The 19,362-nt window shown below is 73.5% G+C and carries 20 protein-coding genes; 16 read left to right on the top strand and 4 right to left on the bottom strand.

The window, feature by feature from the left end:
- Nucleotides 1-73 precede the first annotated feature (73 nt).
- Together ACZ64A_RS24770 and ACZ64A_RS24765 are read right to left on the bottom strand one after the other, a co-directional pair.
- Nucleotides 74-1,672, bottom strand: a complete 1,599-nt coding sequence (locus ACZ64A_RS24770) for a glycerol-3-phosphate dehydrogenase/oxidase (RefSeq protein WP_469813180.1) — start codon at nt 1,670-1,672, stop codon at nt 74-76.
- Entirely contained in the window at nt 1,669-2,268 is a 600-nt protein-coding gene (locus ACZ64A_RS24765; protein ID WP_469813179.1) for a TetR/AcrR family transcriptional regulator, read from the bottom strand. The genes ACZ64A_RS24770 and ACZ64A_RS24765 overlap by 4 nt, the downstream gene beginning before the upstream one ends.
- 162 nt (nt 2,269-2,430) lie before the next feature.
- On the opposite strand from ACZ64A_RS24765, the gene ACZ64A_RS24760 reads away from it, so the two are divergent.
- The 5 genes from ACZ64A_RS24760 to ACZ64A_RS24740 all read left to right on the top strand — a co-directional run bounded on the left by ACZ64A_RS24760 (nt 2,431) and on the right by ACZ64A_RS24740 (nt 6,878).
- Nucleotides 2,431-4,029 (top strand): FAD-binding oxidoreductase, encoded by a 1,599-nt coding sequence (locus ACZ64A_RS24760; RefSeq protein ID WP_469813234.1) that lies wholly within the window; start codon nt 2,431-2,433, stop codon nt 4,027-4,029.
- Nucleotides 4,030-4,098: 69 nt separating this feature from the next.
- A complete protein-coding gene (locus ACZ64A_RS24755; RefSeq protein WP_469813177.1) occupies nt 4,099-4,980 on the top strand; it encodes a YegS/Rv2252/BmrU family lipid kinase in 882 nt (293 codons plus the stop codon).
- A gap of 78 nt (nt 4,981-5,058) precedes the next feature.
- Nucleotides 5,059-5,754, top strand: coding sequence for a hypothetical protein (locus tag ACZ64A_RS24750; protein WP_469813176.1), 696 nt, complete (start codon nt 5,059-5,061; stop codon nt 5,752-5,754).
- A 34-nt stretch (nt 5,755-5,788) separates the two neighbouring features.
- Nucleotides 5,789-6,277 carry an SRPBCC family protein gene (locus tag ACZ64A_RS24745; protein ID WP_469813175.1) on the top strand — a complete coding sequence of 163 codons (489 nt, stop codon included), beginning with the start codon at nt 5,789-5,791 and terminating at the stop codon, nt 6,275-6,277.
- Between the two features lie 97 nt (nt 6,278-6,374).
- Nucleotides 6,375-6,878, top strand: coding sequence for a hypothetical protein (locus ACZ64A_RS24740; protein WP_469813233.1), 504 nt, complete (start codon nt 6,375-6,377; stop codon nt 6,876-6,878).
- Between the two features lie 90 nt (nt 6,879-6,968).
- Here the strand turns inward: ACZ64A_RS24740 and ACZ64A_RS24735 are convergent, their stop codons facing one another.
- The gene (locus ACZ64A_RS24735; RefSeq protein WP_469813174.1) at nt 6,969-8,363 is read right to left on the bottom strand and encodes an MFS transporter; all 1,395 of its coding nucleotides are present in this window, start codon (nt 8,361-8,363) and stop codon (nt 6,969-6,971) included.
- A gap of 332 nt (nt 8,364-8,695) precedes the next feature.
- Between ACZ64A_RS24735 and ACZ64A_RS24730 the strand changes: the two genes are divergently transcribed.
- Genes ACZ64A_RS24730 through ACZ64A_RS24680 form a run of 11 tightly spaced genes read left to right on the top strand, consistent with a single transcriptional unit; the run spans nt 8,696 to nt 18,788 of the window.
- Entirely contained in the window at nt 8,696-10,183 is a 1,488-nt protein-coding gene (locus ACZ64A_RS24730) for an aldehyde dehydrogenase (RefSeq protein WP_469813172.1), read from the top strand.
- 16 nt (nt 10,184-10,199) lie between these two features.
- Complete coding sequence (locus ACZ64A_RS24725; RefSeq protein ID WP_469813171.1) at nt 10,200-11,240, top strand: VOC family protein; 1,041 nt, start codon at nt 10,200-10,202, stop codon at nt 11,238-11,240.
- Nucleotides 11,237-12,040, top strand: a complete 804-nt coding sequence (locus ACZ64A_RS24720) for an aspartate dehydrogenase domain-containing protein (protein WP_469813169.1) — start codon at nt 11,237-11,239, stop codon at nt 12,038-12,040. Before ACZ64A_RS24725 ends, ACZ64A_RS24720 begins: the two co-directional genes overlap by 4 nt.
- Nucleotides 12,037-12,828: an alpha/beta fold hydrolase gene (locus ACZ64A_RS24715; RefSeq protein WP_469813167.1), complete on the top strand. Its 792-nt coding sequence runs from the start codon at nt 12,037-12,039 to the stop codon at nt 12,826-12,828. Before ACZ64A_RS24720 ends, ACZ64A_RS24715 begins: the two co-directional genes overlap by 4 nt.
- Nucleotides 12,829-12,834: 6 nt before the next feature.
- Nucleotides 12,835-13,356 carry a cupin domain-containing protein gene (locus ACZ64A_RS24710; protein WP_469813166.1) on the top strand — a complete coding sequence of 174 codons (522 nt, stop codon included), beginning with the start codon at nt 12,835-12,837 and terminating at the stop codon, nt 13,354-13,356.
- Nucleotides 13,349-14,092: an SDR family oxidoreductase gene (locus ACZ64A_RS24705; protein WP_469813164.1), complete on the top strand. Its 744-nt coding sequence runs from the start codon at nt 13,349-13,351 to the stop codon at nt 14,090-14,092. Before ACZ64A_RS24710 ends, ACZ64A_RS24705 begins: the two co-directional genes overlap by 8 nt.
- A gap of 24 nt (nt 14,093-14,116) precedes the next feature.
- The gene (locus tag ACZ64A_RS24700) at nt 14,117-14,902 is read left to right on the top strand and encodes an SDR family oxidoreductase (RefSeq protein WP_469813162.1); all 786 of its coding nucleotides are present in this window, start codon (nt 14,117-14,119) and stop codon (nt 14,900-14,902) included.
- A 28-nt stretch (nt 14,903-14,930) separates the two neighbouring features.
- Entirely contained in the window at nt 14,931-16,556 is a 1,626-nt protein-coding gene (locus tag ACZ64A_RS24695) for a thiamine pyrophosphate-binding protein (protein WP_469813161.1), read from the top strand.
- Between the two features lie 12 nt (nt 16,557-16,568).
- The gene (locus ACZ64A_RS24690; RefSeq protein WP_469813159.1) at nt 16,569-17,516 is read left to right on the top strand and encodes a PDR/VanB family oxidoreductase; all 948 of its coding nucleotides are present in this window, start codon (nt 16,569-16,571) and stop codon (nt 17,514-17,516) included.
- Nucleotides 17,517-17,548: 32 nt separating this feature from the next.
- The gene (locus ACZ64A_RS24685) at nt 17,549-17,776 is read left to right on the top strand and encodes a recombinase-like helix-turn-helix domain-containing protein (RefSeq protein ID WP_469813157.1); all 228 of its coding nucleotides are present in this window, start codon (nt 17,549-17,551) and stop codon (nt 17,774-17,776) included.
- A gap of 1 nt (nt 17,777) precedes the next feature.
- Nucleotides 17,778-18,788, top strand: a complete 1,011-nt coding sequence (locus tag ACZ64A_RS24680) for a Rieske 2Fe-2S domain-containing protein (protein WP_469813156.1) — start codon at nt 17,778-17,780, stop codon at nt 18,786-18,788.
- Nucleotides 18,789-18,806: 18 nt separating this feature from the next.
- On the opposite strand, the gene ACZ64A_RS24675 is transcribed toward ACZ64A_RS24680, so the two are convergent.
- Complete coding sequence (locus ACZ64A_RS24675) at nt 18,807-19,355, bottom strand: MarR family winged helix-turn-helix transcriptional regulator (protein WP_469813155.1); 549 nt, start codon at nt 19,353-19,355, stop codon at nt 18,807-18,809.
- Nucleotides 19,356-19,362 lie beyond the last annotated feature (7 nt).

Below are 19,362 nucleotides of genomic sequence, written 5' to 3'. Positions count from 1 at the left end.
CAGCGCGTAGTTGTCGTCCAGGGTGACCATGGCCGGTTCGCTGCCGCGCGGACCGGCCCGGTATGCGCTTGCGTCAGCCGAGCGTGGCCAGCGCCTCGCCGACGATCTCCTCCACGGCCGGCAGCGCCGCCTCGCGATCGCCCGGCACCACTCCGATCCGGGTACGGCGGTCGAGGACGTCCGCGGCGTCGAGCGCGCCCTCGTGGCGCACGGCCCACAGCAGTTCGGCGCCGGTGACCGGGTGGCCGGGCAGCACGGGTTCGCCCAGCCGCGGATCCTGCGCGGCGAGGGCCTCGACGGCGGCGGCCTCCGTGCCGTACCGCTGGACGAGGCGGCGCGGTGCGGGCAGGGCGCCGAGACGGGCCGGCGCGGCGGCGCCGACCAGCGGCAGCGTGGCGGTGGGGGAGGGGCCGGCGGTCAGGCGGTGGGTGGCGACGGCGCGGTCGACGGCGTCCTCGGCCATGCGCCGGTAGGTGGTGAGCTTGCCGCCGACGACGGTGACGACCCCGTCGGAGGAGGTCAGCACGGCGTGCCGGCGGGAGATGTCGGAGGTCCTGGCCGACGTGCCGTCACCGGCCGCGTCCAGCAGGGGGCGCAGCCCCGCGAAGGCTCCCACGACATCGGCGCGCTGCAGCCGGGTGTCCAGCGCGGAGCCGAGGATGTCGAGCAGGAAGCCGATGTCCGTCTCCGGGACCTCCGGCACGTCCGGCACCGGTCCCTCGACGGGCTCGTCGGTGAGGCCGACGTAGACCCGGCCGTCGCCCTGGGGCAGGACGAGGACGAAGCGGTTGGTCTCGCCGGGGACGGGGATGTGCAGGCCGGCGGGCAGCGGGCCGAGGCGGTCGGCGCGCAGCACCAGGTGGGTGCCGCGCGAGGGGCGGATCCGGATGCCGTCGACCAGGCCGTCCGCCCACACACCGGTCGCGTTGATCACCGAGCGGGCGCGCAGGAAGCCCTCCTCGCCGGTGAGTTCGTCGCGGACCCGGGCGCCCGCGCCGGACAGCTCCAGGGCTCGTACCCGGGTCAGGATCCGTGCGCCGTGCGCCGCCGCGGTACGGGCGAGGGCGGTGACCAGGCGGGCGTCGTCGGTGAGCTTGCCGTCCCAGGAGAGCAGGCCGCCGCGCAGCCCTCCGGAGCGCAGGCCGGGGGCCAGTGTGCGGGTCTCCACCGCCGACAGGCGGCGCGGCGCGGGCAGCGTGCCGCGTGCCGTGCGCGCGGCCAGCCGCAGCGCGTCACCGGCCCGGAACCCGGCCCAGGCCAACGCCGCCTGGCCACGCGAGACCAGCGGCGTCAGCGGCAGGACGAACGGCTGGGCGCGCACCAGGTGGGGTGCGGTGCGCTCCATCAGCACGCCGCGCTCCACGGCGCTCTCGTGCGCCACGTCGAACTGCGCGGAGGCGAGGTAGCGCAGGCCGCCGTGGATGAGCTTGGAGCTCCAGCGGGAGGTGCCGAAGGCCAGGTCGTGGGCGTCGACGGCGGCGACCGTCAGGCCGCGGGCGGCCGCGTCCAGGGCGACTCCCGCACCGGTGGCCCCGAGTCCGACGACGAGGACGTCCACCGGTTCGGCGCCGACGGTCGCGGCGAGTTCGCGGGTGCGGCGCGCGGCGGACAGGGACGAGCCGGGGTGCGGCGCGCCGGTGCTCGTGGCGCTCATGGGGCTCGTGGCGCTCATGGCGTGAGGGTCCTCTCCAGGATGGTCCGCAACTCCCCGAGCAGGGCGGCGGCGTTGAGGTCCGGGTCGTCCTCGTCGGTCATCGTCCGCAGCGACAGCGTGAACGACTGGACGACGAGCAGCAGGGCGCGGGCCTGGCGTTCGGGGTGGCCGGCGCGGACCGACCCGTCGGCGTGACCGTCGCGCACGCCCTCGGTCAGCAGTTCCAGCAGGGCGTCCTGGCTCGCGCCGCGGCGGTCGAGCACGTACGGCAGAAGCAGTTCCGGGTCGACGTCGACGATCTTGTTGAAGAGCGGATGTGTGCGGAAGGCCTCGACGCCGTGCACCAGTCCCTCGACGACGAGGTCCCGCGCGCTGCGGCCCGGCGCCCGCTCGGGCATGGCCGCGGTCGCCACGCCGACCCACTCGCGCGTCATCAGATCGCCGACCAGTGAGCGCACATCGGGCCAGCGCCGGTACAGCGTCATCCGGGAGACGCCCGCGCGGCGCGCCACGTCGGTCAGGGTCGTGCGGCGGACGCCGACGGCCAGAACGCAGTCGCGCACCGCGTCGAGCACCGGATCGTTGTCCCCATCGTTGTGACGAATAGGCGTCATGTGTCACAGTGTAACGCCCGCGCCGCGGTGACCGCCCCACCGGCGTCCCGCGCCGCGGCGACCGACGCCGACCCGGGCCGACAGATCGATGGATCGACAGATCCGATGGATCGAGAGGTCAATCGACCGACCGATATCGACCGACAGATGAGGACAAGCGCCGTGGACATGCTGTGGAACGGCTGGGGCGACCCGGCCAAGGCGGCACCGCTGCCCGAGCCGGTGATCGGCCTGCTGCGCGAGATGCTGGGCGTCAAGCCCCGCGAGGCCGAGCCGCCGGGCCTGGCCGACATCGCCGTCCCCGACGCGCCGCTCGAACCGGCCGTCCTGCGGGAACTGGCCGACGCCGTCGGCGACGCGGCCCATGTCCGCACGGAAGCCGAGACCCGGCTGCGGCACACCCGCGGCAAGTCCACCCCCGACCTGCTGCGCATCCGCGCCGCCGACGTCAGCGACGTCCCGGCCGCCGTCGTGCTGCCGGCCGGGCACGACGACGTCGTCGCCGTCCTGCGGGTCTGCGCGCGCCACCGGCTCCCCGTCGTCCCGTTCGGCGGCGGCACCTCCGTCGTCGGCGGCCTCGCCCCCGAGCGGCAGGGCCCCTTCGTCGCCCTCGACCTGCGCCGCATGGACCAGCTGCTCGACATCGACACCGTCTCGCGCACGGCCACCCTGCAGCCCGGCCTGCGCGCCCCGCACGCCGAAGCCCTGCTGGCCGAGCACGGCTTCACCCTCGGCCACTTCCCGCAGTCCTACGAGTGGGCCACCATCGGCGGCTTCGCCGCCGCACGCTCCAGCGGACAGGCGTCCGCCGGCTACGGCCGCTTCGACGACATGGTGCTGGGCCTCACCCTCGCCACCCCCGAGGGCACCCTCGACGTGGGCCGTGCCCCGCGCTCGGCCGCCGGACCCGATCTGCGCCAGCTCGTCCTCGGCTCCGAGGGCGCCTTCGGCGTGATCACCTCCGTCACCGTGCGCCTGCGGCCCGTGCCGCGGGTCCGCCGCTACGAGGGCTGGCGTTTCGCCTCCTTCACCGAGGGCGCCGCCGCCCTGCGCCGCCTCGCCCAGGACGGGCCACGCCCCACGGTGCTGCGGCTGTCCGACGAGACGGAGACTCTCATCGGCCTCGCCCAGCCCGACGCGATCGGTGCGAACGGCCTGCCCACCGACGCCGGCTGCCTGGCGATCGTGGGCTTCGAGGGCACCGAGGAGGACACCGCGCACCGCCGCGAGGGCGCCGCAGCCGTCCTCACCGGGCTAGGCGGCACCTGCCTCGGCGCGGAACCGGGCGAGCGCTGGGCGCACGGCCGCTACTCCGCCCCCTACCTGCGCGACTCCCTCCTCGACGCGGGCGCCTTCGCCGAGACGCTGGAGACCGCCGCGTTCTGGTCGCGCATCCCGGGTCTGTACACCGCCGTACGCGACGCGCTCACGGCGACGCTGGCCGAGGCGGGCACCCCGCCGCTGGTGATGTGCCACATCTCCCACGTCTACGACAACGGCGCCTCCCTGTACTTCACCGTCGTGTCCGCGCAGGGCGAGGACGACCCGGTGGCGCACTGGACGCGGGCCAAGCACGCCGCCAACGAGGCGATCCTGGCGGCCGGTGGCACCATCAGCCATCATCACGGCGTGGGCACCGACCACCGCGACTGGTACGTCCGGGAGGCGGGCCCGCTCGGCGTGGCGGCCCTGCAGGCGGTCAAACGGCGGCTGGACCCCGACGGACTGCTCAACCCCGGCGTCCTGCTGCCGACCGACTGACACCCTTTCGCCGGCTTCCCCGGCCACACCCCCTCGGCCCGCCCGCTCGACCGCCCCGGAGGCTCACCCATGCGACAGTTCACCGCCGTCGTCAACCCCACCGCGGGCGGCTCGACCGCCGCGGCCGCGCTGCTGCGGGTCGCCCATGCGCTGCGGGCAGCCGGGGCCGAACTGGACACCGAGTACAGCCGCAGCCTGGCCCACGCCCAGGACATCGCCCGCCGCGCCGGACAAGCCGGCCGGGTCGTGCTCGCCGTCGGCGGCGACGGCATCGCCGGCGGCATCGGCGGCGCCCTCAGCGGCACCGACTCGGTGCTCGGGCTGGTCCCCGCAGGCCGGGGCAACGACTTCGCCCGCGCCCTCGGCCTGCCCGCCGAACCCGACGCCCTGGCACGGCTGTTGCTGGAGGGTGAGCCGCGGCCGGTGGACACCGTCGAGGTCGTCTCGGCCGTCCACCCGAGGACGGTCGTGCTCGGCAGTGTGTACGCGGGTGTCGACGCGCTCGCCAACCGCCACGCCAACCACTCCCGCCTGCTGCGGGGCTCCGCCTCCTACTACGCCGGCGGGCTGCGCGCGGTGACCACCTGGCGGGCGGCGAACTACCGCGTCACCGTGGACGGTACGGAGCACACCCACCGCGGCTACACCGTCGTAGCCGCCAACTCCCCCTACTACGGCTCCGGCCGCATGATCGCCCCCGGCGCCCGCGTCGACGACGGCCTCCTGGACGTCGTCATGATCGAGCACGCCCCGCGCCGGCTGTTCTTCGCCCTGATGAACGAGCTGTCGACCGGCGCCCACGTGACCCGCCCCCAGGTGCGGGTGGTGCGGGGCCGGGAGATCCGCATCGAGGCCGACCGCGCGGTGCCCTACGGCGCCGACGGCGAGGTGGACGCCGTCCTGCCCGTCACGGCACGGGTCCTTCCCGGGGCGCTGCGCGTCCTGTACTGACACGCGAGCGGGGTCCGCGCCGTCGTAGGATCGCCTCCGTCCTTGATCAACAACGGAGTCGGCGGGGGAATGGTGGACATGACGAGGCGGCGCACGACGGCTGCGGTCCTCACGGTGGGAGTGCTGGTGGCCGGATGCGGCTCCGAGGCGCAGCCGGACGCGAAGGCGAAGCCCTCCGGCACGGCCGTGGCGCCGGCGGGGGAGAAACTCGCGGCCGATCCCGGTGTCCGCTTCACGAAGGTCGTCGCGCCGACGATGGAGGGCCTGGTGTGCGACGAGGGGGACGGCGGCTTCCGGTTCGGCAGCGACCTGGACATCGGCGTCTTCGGCGACGACGGACTGAAGGAGATCGAGGACGACAGCGGGGACGTCGCCGACGAGATCTCGTGCTTCGGCAGCCCGCGGATCATCCTGCGCAAAGGCACGCTGACGGCGTCGGCGCCGACCTTCACCGCCAGGACGCGCCTGTACGAGAAGGTCGCGGACCCCATGGCCTCCCTCGACACGGTGTTCGAGCACTCCATGAAGCTCGCCGAGGGCTATGGCCGCAACCGCGTCGGCAAGCCCGAGGTCGTCACCAGCCGCACCCTGGCCGTGAAGTGCCAGCAGAACGTCACCGACACCTTCCCGATGACCACGTGCTTCTGGGCGAACTACGGAGCGCTCGGCGCCGTCGACTTCTTCCCGCCCGACGGTCAGTACGTCCCCGTCGCGTCGGCCGCCGTGCTGACGAAGGACTTCGTCAAGGGCGCGCTTCCCGGCGCCGGTTCCTGACCTCGCGCCCCGGGGATGTCTCTAGGGTGGCCCCATGTACACGACCCGGCTCTCCCGCCATGTCCGCGCTTCCCGTCCGGCCGTCTACCGGGCCCTGCTCGACGCGGAGGCGATCGCCCGATGGCGGGTGCCGGCCGGGATGACCAGCCGGGTGCACGAGTTCGACGCCCGCCCGGGGGGCCGCTTCCGCGTCTCCCTCACCTACGACACTCCCGGAAGCGAGGGCAAGTCCGCCGCGCACACCGACACCTACCACGGCCACTTCGCCGCGCTGGTCCCGGACGAGAAGGTCGTCGAGGTGCTGGAGTTCGAGACCGACGACCCCGCTCTGCGGGGCCGCATGACGATGACGACCACGCTCACCGACGCGGACGGCGGCGGCACGCACGTCCTCGTCGTGCACGAGGGCATCCCCGACGCCGTACGCCCCGAGGACAACGAGACCGGCACCCGCATGGCGCTCGACCAGCTCGCCCGCCTCGTCGAAGAGGGCAGCGAACCGCCCTCTGGCCAACGCGCGTAGACCTCCGGCATCATCTCCCTGCACCACCTGCACAGTCACCTCACAGGACGCATGACTTCTCGCAGGGAGGTTCCACGTGAAACACGTGAAAACGCTCATGGGGCTGCGGATCCGATCGATCCTGACCGCCCTCGCCCTCGTGATCGCCCCCGGCGCCGTCGTCCTCGGCACCGCCGGCGACGCGTTCGCCGTCACCAAGATCAGTCACGCCACCGCCACGTCGATGTTCCGCGAGGTCGGCATCACCTGGTCGTCCTCCGGCAACTGCTCCGACCGCAACAACTCGACCTGTACGTCCTTCGATCAGCTCAACCTCGCCACCGCGCAGGGCGCCCAGACCCTGAAGCGGGCCAGCGGGTGCGCGCTGAACATCACCGGCGGCACCGAGACCGGGCACGCGTCCGGGACGTACTCGCACTGGAACGGCTACAAGCTCGACTACAGCAAGTACACCTGCGTCGGGAACTACATCAAGAACACCTTCACCTACATCGGCCTGCGCGGTGACGGCGCCCCGCAGTGGAAGTCCGGCTCCGGCAACATCTATGCCGATGAGGGCAGCCACTGGGACGTCCTCTACTACAACTGCGGCGGCTGCTGACCCTGACGGCGCTCACACGCGGGCGGCGGGCGGCGGGGAAGTCCCCGCCGCCCGCCGCACCTGCGCCGCAGCCGGGACCACGCACCAGGCTTACGGGGACACCTCTTCCAGCCGCCGCCCCGCCGTCTCCTCCGCCCCGGCACCGGCGACGACGGCACCGGCCAGGGACACGGCGCCCAGCGTCAGGAAGACCGCGCCGATCTGCCCGCCCGCGTAGACGGCGCCGACGACGATCGGCCCGAGGATCACGCCGAGCCGGTTCAGGGCGCCGCCCACGCTGCTGCCGAGGGCCCGCATCCGGGTCGGGAACAGCTCCGGCGTGTACAGGTAGAGGCTGATGTTGGAGCCGAAGAAGAAGACCGCGGCGAGCGACGTCCACACCAGCACCTGCACCGGCGTCTCCGCTCCCAGACAGGCGAGGACGCCCAGCATCACGGCCGAGCCGGCCAGGCAGCCGGTGATCACCCGGCGCCGTCCCAGCAGGTCGACGGTGAGCGCGGCGACCAGGCAGCCGGCCAGGCCCGCCACGGAGGTGACCGTGGAGTACAGCAGGGCGTCGGACAGGGACAGGCCGAAGCGGTTCTTGTAGATGGTCGGCAGCCACGAGGTGATGCCGTAGTTCACGAAGTAGCCGGCGAACCACAGCGCGCCGACGACCAGGGTGCGGCGCCGGTAGCGGCCGGCGAACAGCCCCCGCAGCCCCGACGGCCGCTCGCTGCCGTCGGCGGCGGAGGACGAGGGGAGCGGGGGTTGGCCGGGCACGGGCGGCAGCGGTTCGCCCGTGGCCTTCTCGACGGCGTTCTCGATCCGGCCCATCACCGCGGCGGCCTCCTCGCTGCGGCCGCGGTCGGCGAGCCAGCGCGGCGACTCGGGCACCGTGCGCCGCACGACGACGGCGAGGACGCCGGGCAGGGCGGCGAGGCCGTACATCCACCGCCAGCCCAGCAACGGCACCACCCACGCCGCGACCAGCGCGCCCACCGTCAGGCCCGCCGGGAAGACCAGCTCGTACAGCAGGACGAAACGGCCGCGCCGGTGGCTGCGGGTGATCTCGGCGATGAAGGTCGCGGCCACCGGGACCTCACCACCGATCGCCAGGCCCTGCAGGAACCGCAGCGCCATGAACACATCGGGGGAGGGCGACGCCGCGAGCGCGAGATTGGCGAGGCTGGAGACGGCCACGCACAGGGCGATCACCCGCACCCGGCCGATCCGGTCGGCGATCCGTCCGGAGAGGAGGGCGCCGGCCAGCATGCCGAGCGAGCCCACCGTGAGCAGCAGCGTGGCGGCCGAGGTGGTCAGGTGCCAGTCGGCGCGCAGCTCGGGCAGGGCGTAGGCGATGAGGAGCTGGTCGAAGGCTTCGAAGAAGGTGACCGCGCCGACGACGAGCCGCACGGTGACGTGCCAGCGGGACAGGGGAAGCCGTTCGAAGCGGGCGGCGATGGAGGCTCTGAGCGAACTGTCGGGTACTGCTTCGGTCGTCATGCGGAACTCCGCTGGTCACGGGGGCAGGGGGACGACAAGCACGGGGGACGGGGGCGGGTGGGGAGGGGAGGAGCTGTCCGGCCGGTGAGGCAGGGCGGGTGCCGAGGAGCGCACCGGAGCCGCGCCAGGGCCAACCAGGACATCAGGTAAGCGCCAAGTTTTTAAGTGCTTAAGTTGTATCGCTCGCCTCCCGGACCCCGTCAAGGGCTGAAGCAGCGATTCCGTCGCCGAATCCCTCTGCCTCGCCCTCTTGCGTCGCAGATATTTAAGCCCTTAGATTTCTAGCGCTTACTCAAGCAGCTCCCCCGCTCCTTCCGTTCAGGAGGCCCCGTATGCTCCGAACTCCCCCGGACGAGGCGCTCGTTGCGGGCCGGTGGCGGCGCGGCGGCGGTGCCCCGACCCGGACCCTCGACCCCGCCACCGGCACCCCGCTCGCCACCGTGCACGCCGTCACCGCCGACGAGGTCGCCGAGGCGGCCCGCGCCGGCGGCCAGGCCGCCGCCGAGCCCGGCTGGCGCGATCTGCTGCCGCATCTGCGGGCCCGCTTCCTGCACCGGGTGGCGTCGCTCGTCGAGGACGACGCCGAACACCTCGCCGCCCTGCAGACCGCCGACACCGGCAAGACACTCACCGAGACCCGTGCCCTCGTCGCCAGTGCGGCCGGCACCTTCCGCTACACCGCCGCCGCGCTGGAGACCGCCGAGGAGGCGCTCACCCCCTCCCGCGGCGCCTACGTCACGGTGAGCGTCCACGAACCCCTCGGTGTCGTCGGCGCGATCAACCCGTGGAACTCCCCGGTCGCCTCCGACGCCCAGAAACTCGCCCCCGCGCTCGCCGCCGGCAACGCGGTCCTGCTCAAGCCCGCCGAATGGACCCCGCTGGTCTCCCTCGCCCTCGGCCGCCTGATCACCCGGGCCCTGGAGGAACACGGACTGCCCCCGGCCCTGCTGTCCGTCCTGCCCGGACCCGGCCGCGTCGTCGGCGACGCGATCGTGCGCGACCCCCGTGTCGGCAAGGTCGTCTTCACCGGCGGCACCTCCACCGGGCGGGCACTCGCCCGGGCCGCCGCCGACAAGCTGATGCCCGTCTCGCTGGAACTCGGCGGCAAGTCGCCCACGATCGTGCTGCCGGACGCCGACGTCGAGCAGGCCCTGGCCGGCGTGATGTACGGAGTGTTCTCCTCCAGCGGCCAGTCCTGCATCGCCGGATCACGCCTGTTCGTCGCCCGCTCGCTCTACGACGACTTCCTCACCACCCTCGTCGAACGCGTCCGCAAGCTGCGCGTCGGCCCCGGTACCCGCCCAGGCACCCAGGTCGCCCCGCTGGTGCACCACAAGCACCGCGACAGCGTCGCCGCCTACGTCGACCTCGCCCGCCGGGAAGGCGCCCGCGTGCTGTGCGGCGGTGCCGCCCCCGAAGGCCCCGATTACGACGACGGCGCCTACTACCTGCCCACGGTCCTCGACGGCCTGCCCAACGACGCCCGTACCTGCCAGGAGGAGATCTTCGGCCCGGTCCTCGTCGCCCTGCCCTACGACGACGAGGAGGACCTGGTCCGCCAGGCCAACGACTCCGTCTACGGCCTCGCCTGCGGCATCTGGACCCGCGACCACCGCGCCGCCTGGCGGATCGCCCGCCGGATCGAGGCGGGCACCGTCTGGATCAACACCTACAAGCAGTTCAGCATCTCCACGCCCTTCGGCGGCATGAAGGACAGCGGCCTCGGCCGCGAGAAGGGGCGCGACGGCATCCGCGCCTACCAGCGCCAGAAGTCCCTGTACTGGGACACCTCCACCACGCCGCTGCCCTGGGCCGGCTGACCCCACCGGAGCACCCATGTCCCACCCCACCACCCCGACCGGACCACCCGTCGCCCAGCTGCGCGCCCTGCGCTCCGTCGAACTGCACACCCCGCACTTCGGCGAGGCCACCGACTTCTACGAGGAGGCCTGGGGCCTGGAGATCGTCGAGGCCGGCCACAGCGCCAGCTGGCTGCGCGGCACCGGCGAGGAGCACCACGCCCTGCAACTCACCCGCGCCGACCGCACCGGCCTCGGCAAGCTCTCCTTCGCCGTCGCCACCCCCGCCGAGATCGACGACGCCGCCCGCCGGCTGGAGCGGCGCGGCATCCGCCCCCTCACCGGACCCGGCCCGCTCGACCAGGTCGGCGGCGGCTACGGGCTGCGTTTCCACGACCACGAGGGCCGCCTGATCGAACTCTCCGCCGACACCTGGGCGGTCCCGCCGCGCGGCCGTGACGCCGCCGTCCCCGTCGGCGTCACCCACGTCGTCCTCAACACCCCCGACATCGACGCCTCCGTCGCCTTCTACCGCGACGTGCTCGGCCTGCGCGTCTCGGACTGGTCCGAGCACCAGATGGCGTTCCTGCGCTGCAACAGCGACCACCACTGCGTCGCCTTCAACCAGGCGCCCTGGGTCTCCCTCAACCACGTGGCCTACGAGATGAGTTCGCTCGACCACTTCATGCGCGGCCTGGGCCGCCTGCGCCACCACGGCATCACCCCGCAGTGGGGTCCCGGCCGGCACGGCCCCGGCAACAACACCTTCTCCTACTTCACCGACCCCACCGGCCTGGTCTGCGAGTACACCTCGGAGGTCGCCCAGGTGGTCGAGGACCGCTGGATCTGCAAGGTGTGGCGGCGCGTCCCCGAGCTGTCCGACCTGTGGGGCACCGCCGGACCGCCCTCGAAGCTGATCCGCGCCCACATGGCCGGCACCCCCGACGGCAGCCCGGTGCGGCCGCCCCTCGGCGCCGGCGACGACTCCGCCGGCCCCCGGCCGCCCGTCGACGTCACCGCGCAGGGCCGCGCACCCGCCGGCGCCGAGCCCGCCGCCCCGCAAGGAGCCACCGCATGAACAACGCCACCCCCCTCACGGTCGGCCTGGTCGGCTGGGGCGCCATCGGCCGTGTCGTCGGCACCGCCCTCGCCGCCGGTGACGTACCGGGCGCCGTCCTGGAATGCGTCGTCGACAACCGCCCCCTCGGCGGAGCCGCCCCCGCCGAACAGGTGCCCTTCGAGGACGCCGTCGACCGCTGCGACCTCGTCGTGGAGGCCGCCGGACAGGGCGTCGTCCGCGCCTGGGGCGAGCGGGTCCTCACCTGCGGCACCGATCTGCTGATCGCCTCCACCGGCGCCCTCACCGACGAGGACCTCGCCAAACGGCTCCTCGCCGCCGGACCGGGCCGGGTGTACTTCACCGGCGGCGCCGTCGGCGGACTCGACCTCCTCCAGGCCGTCCGCGCCTTCGGCCCGCTCCACGAGGTCCGGCTCACCACCACCAAACTCCCCGCCACCCTGGAACAGCCCTGGATGGACGAGGAGTTGCTGCACCGGCTGCGCACCGCGACCGGCCCCGTCGAGGTGCTCGCCGGCACCGCGCGGGACATCCCCGTGAAGTTCCCCCGCTCCACGAACGTCGCCGCCTCCGTGGCGCTCGCCGTGGGTGACCTGGACGCCGTGCAGGTCCGTGTCGTCGCCGACCCGGCCGCCGTACGCACCCGGCACGTCATCGAGGCGTCCGGCCCGCACGGCTCCTACCGGTTCGAGGCGGCCCACACGCCCGACGCGGACAACCCCGCCACCAGCAAGGTCGTGCCGTACGCGGTCCTGCGCTCCTTGGGCGCGATCGCCGGACGGCCGGGGCAGATCCTGTGACCGCCGCGAAGGTGCACGTGGAGGAGGCGGGCACCACCGGGCCGCTGCTGCTCTGCCTGCACGGCATCGGTTCCTCGTCGGTCTCCTTCACCCCGCAACTCAAGGCGTTCTCGGGTGGGTTCAGGGTGGCCGCCTGGGACGCCCCCGGCTACGGCCGCTCACCCGACCCGGACGGCCCGCTGGATCTGGACGGCTTCGCGGACGCGGCCGCCGAGGTGATCCGCGCCCGGGGCGGCAGCGCCCATGTGCTCGGCGTCTCCTGGGGCGGTGTCATCGCGCTGCGGCTCGCCCTGCGCCATCCGGAACTCGTCGCCTCCCTGATCGTCGCCGACTCCAGCCCCGGCTCCGGCACCGACCCCGCCAAGGCGGCCGCCATGCGGGGCCGCGCCGAGGAACTCCGGGCCCTCGGGCCACGCGCGTTCGCCCAACAGCGGGGCCCTCGCCTGGTCTCCGCCGACGCACCCGCCGCGCTGGTCCGGCGGGTCGTCGACACCATGGCCGACGCGATCCGGCTGCCCGGCTACGCCCATGCCGCCGAATCCATGGCCTCGACCGACCTGCGCGCCGACCTGCCGCGCATCACCGCACCCACGCTCGTGCTGTGCGGTGACAAGGACCAGGTCACCGGCCCGGACGCCGCCCAGGCCCTGGCCGGTGGCCTGCCCAGATCCGCCGGTGTGGTCGTCAAGGACGCCGGCCACCTGGCCCACCAGGAACAGCCCGAGCGCTTCAACGCCTGGGTCCTGGCCCACCTCCACATCGTCACCAACCCCCGCACGAAAGGCTGACCTCCCATGCCACTGACCACCACCGCGTACGACAACGGCGGCGACCTCGGCACGTACACCGACGCGCTCATCGCGAGCCGCGACTCCCGCGAGCCCGACTGGGGCACCCTGTCCTTCCAGGAGAAGGCCGGCCCGCAGTACCGCCGCGCCCAGATCCGCTACGTCGGCTCCGGCGCCACCGGCAACCACGAGAACGACAACCGGATCATCCCCTCCGGAGGCTTCACCTTCTCCAACATGCTGCTGCCGCCCGGCGCCGAGGGCCCCGCCCACACCCACCACGACGTGGAGGAGGCCTTCTTCGTGCTGGAGGGCCAGGTCCGCGTCGGCATCCACCGCGGCCCCGACGAGGTCGAGTACCGCACCCTCGGCTACCGCGACATGATCGTCGTCCCGGCCGGTGTCACCCGCTCCCTGAAGAACGAGGGCGACACCGACGCCCTGTTCTGCGTGATCATCGGCACGCAGAAGCCGCAGGTGCCGACCTACCCCGAGTACTCGCCGCTGTACGGCGTCACCCGTGACTGACGCGCCGCGCACGGTCGTCGTGACCGGGGCGGGCCGTGGCCTGGGGGAGGCCATGGCCCGCCGGGCCGGCGCGGACGGCCACCGGGTGGTCGTCGCCGAGATCGACGCCGGCCGGGGCGAACGCACCGCGGCCGCGATCCGCGCCGCGGGAGGCACCGCCCACTACGTGCACTGCGACGTGGCGGATGTCGCGTCCGTCGCAGAACTCGCGGCCCGCGTCGGTGAGTTCGGTCCCGTGTGGGGGCTGGTCAACAACGCGGCCCTCGCCAACGGCGTCGGCGGCAAGGAGTTCCAGGACATCGACGTCGAGACCTGGGACCGCCTGATGACCGTCAACGTGCGTGGCCCCTGGCTGGTGGCGAAGGCGCTGCACCCACTGCTCGCCCGCCCCGGACGCATCGTCAACATCGCCTCCGACGCCGCCCTGTACGGCTCGCCGCGCCTCGCCCACTACGTCGCCTCCAAGGGCGCCGTCATCGCCCTCACCCGGGGCATGGCCCGCGAACTCGGCGAGCAGGGCATCACCGTCAACGCGGTCGCCCCCGGCCTCACCGAGTGCGAGGCCACCGAGACCGTCCCCGCGGAACGCCACGCCCTCTACGCCGGTCACCGCGCGATCTCCCGCCCGCAGCAGCCGGACGACCTCCTCGGACTCGTCTCCTTCCTGCTCGGCGAGGAGTCCCGCTACCTCACCGGACAGGTGATCGCCGTCAACGGCGGCTTCACCATGCACTGATCCCCTCAAGAACCGGAGAACCCCATGGATCTGGGTCTCGCCGACCGAACCGTCCTGGTCACCGGCGGCAGCTCGGGCGTCGGCCTGGCCACGGTCCGCGCGCTGCTCGACGAAGGCGCACGCGTCGCCACCTGCGGCCGCGACGCCGACCGCCTCGCCAAGGCCGCCGCCCGCCTGGGCGCCGGCGACCGGCTCCTGACCGGCGTGTGCGACGTACGCGACGCGGACACCGTCGCCGCCTTCGTGGAGCGGACCACCGCGCACTTCGGCCGCCTCGACGCCCTGGTCAACAACGCCGGCCGGTCCCGTATGAAGCGGCTCGACGACACCTGCGCCGAGGACTGGCGGGACGAACTCGAGCTGAAGTTCGCCGGAGTCCTGAACCCGCTGGCCGCCGCCCGCCCCCACCTGCGCACCTCGGACGCGGCGAGCGTCGTCAACGTCAACGCCGTCCTCGCCAAACAGCCCGAGACCCGCCTGATCACCACCAGCGCGGCCCGCGCCGGCATCCTCAACCTCTCCAAGTCCCTCGCCACCGAACTCGCCCCCGAGGGCATCCGGGTCAACTCGGTCTGCCTGGGGCTGATCGACACCGGCCAGTGGATCCGCCGGCACGCCGCCGCGGACACCGGTCTGTCCTACGAGGACTGGCAGGCCGAACTCGCCGCCGACCGGGGCGTCGCCCTGGGCCGCCTCGGCCGCGCCGAGGAGGTCGCCTACGCGATCGTGACCCTGCTGTCGCCGCGCGCCTCCTACATCACCGGAACCGCCGTCGACGTCTGCGGCGGGGTCGGCCGCGGCATCCACTGACGGCACCGACAGGCACTGAGAGGCACCCATGACCCACCGCACCGGAGGCGACCTCCTCGTCGCCGTCCTGAAGGAACTCGGCATCGACACGGTCTTCGGCATCGTGTCCGTGCACAACCTCCCTCTCGTCGAGGCCGTCGACCGCGCACTGCGTTTCGTGCCCGTGCGGCACGAGGCCACCGCGGTGAGCGCCGCCGACGGCTACGGCCGCGTCCGCGGCGGCCTCGGCTGCGCCCTCACCTCCACCGGCACCGGCGCCGGCAACGCGGCCGGCTCTCTCATCGAGGCTCTCGCCGCCGGCACCTCCGTCCTGCACGTCACCGGGCAGATCGAGAGCCGCTACCTGGGCGGCGGACGCGGCTTCATCCACGAGACCAAGGACCAGCTCGGCATGCTCCGCGCGGTCTCGTCGTACGCCGCGACCGTCCCGGACACCGCGAGCGCGGGCCGACTGCTGCGCGAGGCCGCAGCCGCCGCCCTCACCGCACCCGGGGGACCGGCCAGCGTCGAGTGGCCCATCGACCTGCAGTACGCCGCCCAGCGCGACGACGGTGCCCCGGCACCCACCGCCGGCGCCCCGGCTCCCGACGCCGCCGCACTCGCCGCCGCCCGGGACCTGCTGGCGTCCGCCCGCCGCCCGCTGATCTGGGCCGGAGGCGGCGCCACCCGGGCCCGACAAGCGCTGCACGCGCTGCTGACGGCGACCGGCGCGGGTCTCGTCACCTCCAACTCCGGCCGCGGCACGGTCCCCGAGGACCACCCCCAGGTGATCGGCAACTTCGCCACCACCCCTGCCGTCCGCGCCCTGCTCGACGACGCCGACGTCCTGATCACCGTCGGCACCCATTTCCGCTCCAACGAGACCGCCGACTACACGCTCCGCCTTCCCGAGACCCACCTCCAGATCGACATCGACGCCGCGGCCCTCGGCCGGGTCCACCCGGCCACACACGCCCTGCACGGAGACGCCGCCCGCGTGCTGCCCGAGCTGACCCCGGCGGCCGTACCCGCCGAACCCGGCTGGACCGCCCGCGTCACCGCCGTACGCGACGAGGTGCGTGCCGCCCAGCGTGAGGCCGTCGGACCGCAGGCGGCGATCTGCGACGCGCTCGCGGCCGCCCTGCCCCGCGGCGCGGTCGTCGCCCGTGACGTCACCATCCCGTCCTCGACCTGGGGCAACCGGCTGCTGCCGATCCACGACCCGCGATCCAACGTCTTCCCGCGGGGCGGCGGTATCGGACAGGGCCTCGGCATGGGCATCGGCGCCGCCCTCGCCCGCCCCGACCGGCCCACCGTGGTCATCGCGGGCGACGGCGGTCTGGCCGTCCACCTCGGCGAACTGCTCACCGTCGCCCAGGAGCGGCCCCGCCTGCTGTTGCTCGTCTTCAACGACGGCGGCTACGGCGTCCTGCGCAACACCCAGGACCGCTACAGCGAACGCCGCAGCGGAGTCGACCTGTTCACGCCCGACTTCGCCGAACTCGCCGCCGCCTGCGCCCTGCCGTACGCGCGCATCGCCGCCGAGGCAGACGCCGCGCCGGTGATCCGCGACGCGCTCGCCTCGCACGGGCCGGTTCTCGTCGAGGTGGACCTCGCCGCGCTCGGCCCGATGAAGACCCCGTTCACCCCGCCCGTGAAGATCCCCACCGCGTAGGGAGGCCGCCTGATGAGCGTCACCGATGAGCAGCAGCTCGAACTCCTCGTACGCCGCATGACCTGGGAGGCGGACGGCGTCCTGTCCCTCGACCTCGTCGACCCCGCCGGCAAGCCGCTGCCGGCCTGGACCCCGGGCGCCCACATCGACCTCCACGTGGCCGGACACGTGCGCCAGTACTCGCTGTGCGGCGACCCGGAGGACCCCGGCGTCTACCGCGTCGGCGTCCTCGACGCTCCCTCCTCGCGCGGTGGTTCACGTCATGTGCACACCCGGCTGCGCCCCGGCGAGCGGGTCCGTGTCGCCGGGCCCCGCAACCACTTCGCCCTGGAGGCGGCCGCGTCGTACGTCTTCGTCGCGGGTGGCATCGGCATCACCCCGATTCTCGCCATGGCCCGCCGGGCCGACCGTGACGGCATCCCGTACCGGCTGGTGCACGGCGGACGCTCCCGCGCCTCCATGGCCTTCGGCGCTGACCTCGCCGCTCTCACCGGTGGCCAGGTCACCCTCGTGCCGCAGGACGAGCAGGGGCACATCGACCTGGACGCAGCCCTCGCCGGTCTGCCCGCGGACGCGCTCGTGTACGTGTGCGGCCCCGAGCCGCTGCTGACCGCCGTCCAGGAGCGGTGCCCGCGACGACAGCTCAGACTGGAGCGGTTCGCCGCCCCCGTCGTGGAGCGCACCGGCGACGACAGCGCCTTCGAGGTCGAGTGCCGCCGCTCCGGACTGACCGTCACCGTCGGCGCGGACACCTCCGTCCTGGACGCCGTGGAGGCGGCGGGCGTGACCGTGCCCTCCTCCTGCCGTGACGGCATCTGCGGCACCTGCGAGACCCGCGTCCTCGCCGGCACCCCCGAACACCGCGACCTCCTGCTGTCGGAGGCGGAACACTCCGCGAACGCCACCATGATGATCTGCGTCTCGCGCTGCGCCTCCGACCGGCTCGTCCTCGACCTGTGAACCCCCCGACCCCGACTGTCCCGGAGGCCCCGATGCCCGTCACCGACCGGCCGTACCTCGACCCGCATCAGTCCCGCGCCCACGAGCCCACCCCGTACGAGCTGAAGCTCGCCCGCACCCTCGAAGAGATCTTCACCCAGGACGGCCACGAGCTGGCCGACGTGGTCGCCGGCCTCAACGCACGCCAGGTGCGCACACCGGACGGCACGCCCTGGACCGAGGAGACCTTCCGCGCCGAGATGCACCGCCTGGGAGCCTGAGATGACCCTGACCACCGACGTCACCGCCGACCACGTCTACGCCCACGGACTGCGCAACCAGTGGCACCCGGTCGTCCCCTCGCACTTCGTCGAGCCGGGCGGCATGCGCAAGGTGACCGCCCTCGGCGAGGACTGGCTGCTCTTCCGCCGCTCCGACGGCGCCCTGTCCCTGCTCGCCGACCGCTGCCCGCACCGCGGCGCGCCCCTCTCCCTCGGCAGGCACCTCGGTGACCGCGTCGCCTGCTGGTACCACGGCGTGGAGGTGCTCGGCGACGGCACCGTGACCTCGGTGCCCGGACTGCCCGGCTGCAACCTGGAGGGCAAGAAGCTCGTCACCTCGCTGCCCGTGCGCGAGGTGGGCGGCGCGATCCTCGCCTACTTCGGCGACGAGGAGCACCCCGAGCCCGTCGGCCTGACCCTGCCCGAGCCGCTGACCGACCCGCAGACCGCCGCGTTCCTGTGCTACGCCGAGTGGAACGTTCCGTGGCGGTTCGCCATGGAGAACCTCCTCGACCCGATGCACGGCGCGTTCCTGCACCACGACTCGCACACCATGTACGACGGCGACACCCAGGCCCGGTTCCGCATCCGGGAGACCGAGCGTGGTTACTTCTTCGAGAAGACCGACCAGCGGGGCGTCAACTTCGACTGGGTGGAGCTGTGCCGCACCGGTGTCGACTGGGTCGACCTGTCCATCCCGTACCCGCCGTCCGCGGGTCCCGGCGGCGCCTTCGGGATCGTCGGCATGGCCTGTCCGGTGGACGCCGGGCGCACCGGGGTCTTCTTCTGGCGCTACCGCAAGGTGTCCGGCTGGCAGCGCGACACCTGGCGCTTCCTGTACCGCACGCTCATCGAGGAGCGCCACTGGCAGGTGCTGGAGCAGGACCGGGTGATGCTGGAGGCCATGCCGGCCGACGCCGACAGCCGGGAGAACCTCTACCAGCACGACCTGGGCGTGGTCCGGCTGCGCCGGCTGTTCCGGCAGCAGGCGGAGGCCCAGGCGGCGCGCTGAGCGGGCCGGGGGCGGGGCTCACGCCGGTGAGCCGTCCTCGGCATCGCTCTCCGCCGCGTGGACGATGGACCGCTCCAGCTTGGACAGCAACCGGGCCAGCTGCCTGCGCTCCGCCGGGGACAGCTCGGCCAGCATCCGCCGCTCGTTGTCCAGGTGCTCGGCGAAGACCTCGTCCACCTTGGCCAGACCGGCGTCGGTGAGCCGGGAGTACACCACGCGGCGGTCGTGGGCGTCCCGCTCGCGCACGATCAGGCCGTCCTTCTCCAGCCGGTCGATGCGCAGCGTGACACCGGCCGAGGAGATCAGCCCCGAGTCGGCGAGCTGCCCCGCCGTGAGCCGGTACGGCTTCCCCGCCCGCCGCAGCGCGGTCAGGACGTCGAAGCCGGCCACGGCGAGCCCGTGCCGCTCTATGGCCGCGGTCAGCCCGGTCTGATAGCGCAGGAAGGTGCGGTGCAGCCGGGCCAGCACCTCCAGCGGGGAGGTGTCCAGCTCCGGCCGCTCCCGGGCCCAGTCGCCGATGATCGCCGCGACCGCGTCCTGCCGGTCCGCAGCCTTCTTCCCCGCCATGTGGCGC

The organism is Streptomyces sp. NPDC104814 (assembly GCF_055583185.1).
The sequence above is the reverse complement of the archived record's forward strand: the minus strand, read 5'-3'. Positions and strand labels throughout refer to the sequence as shown.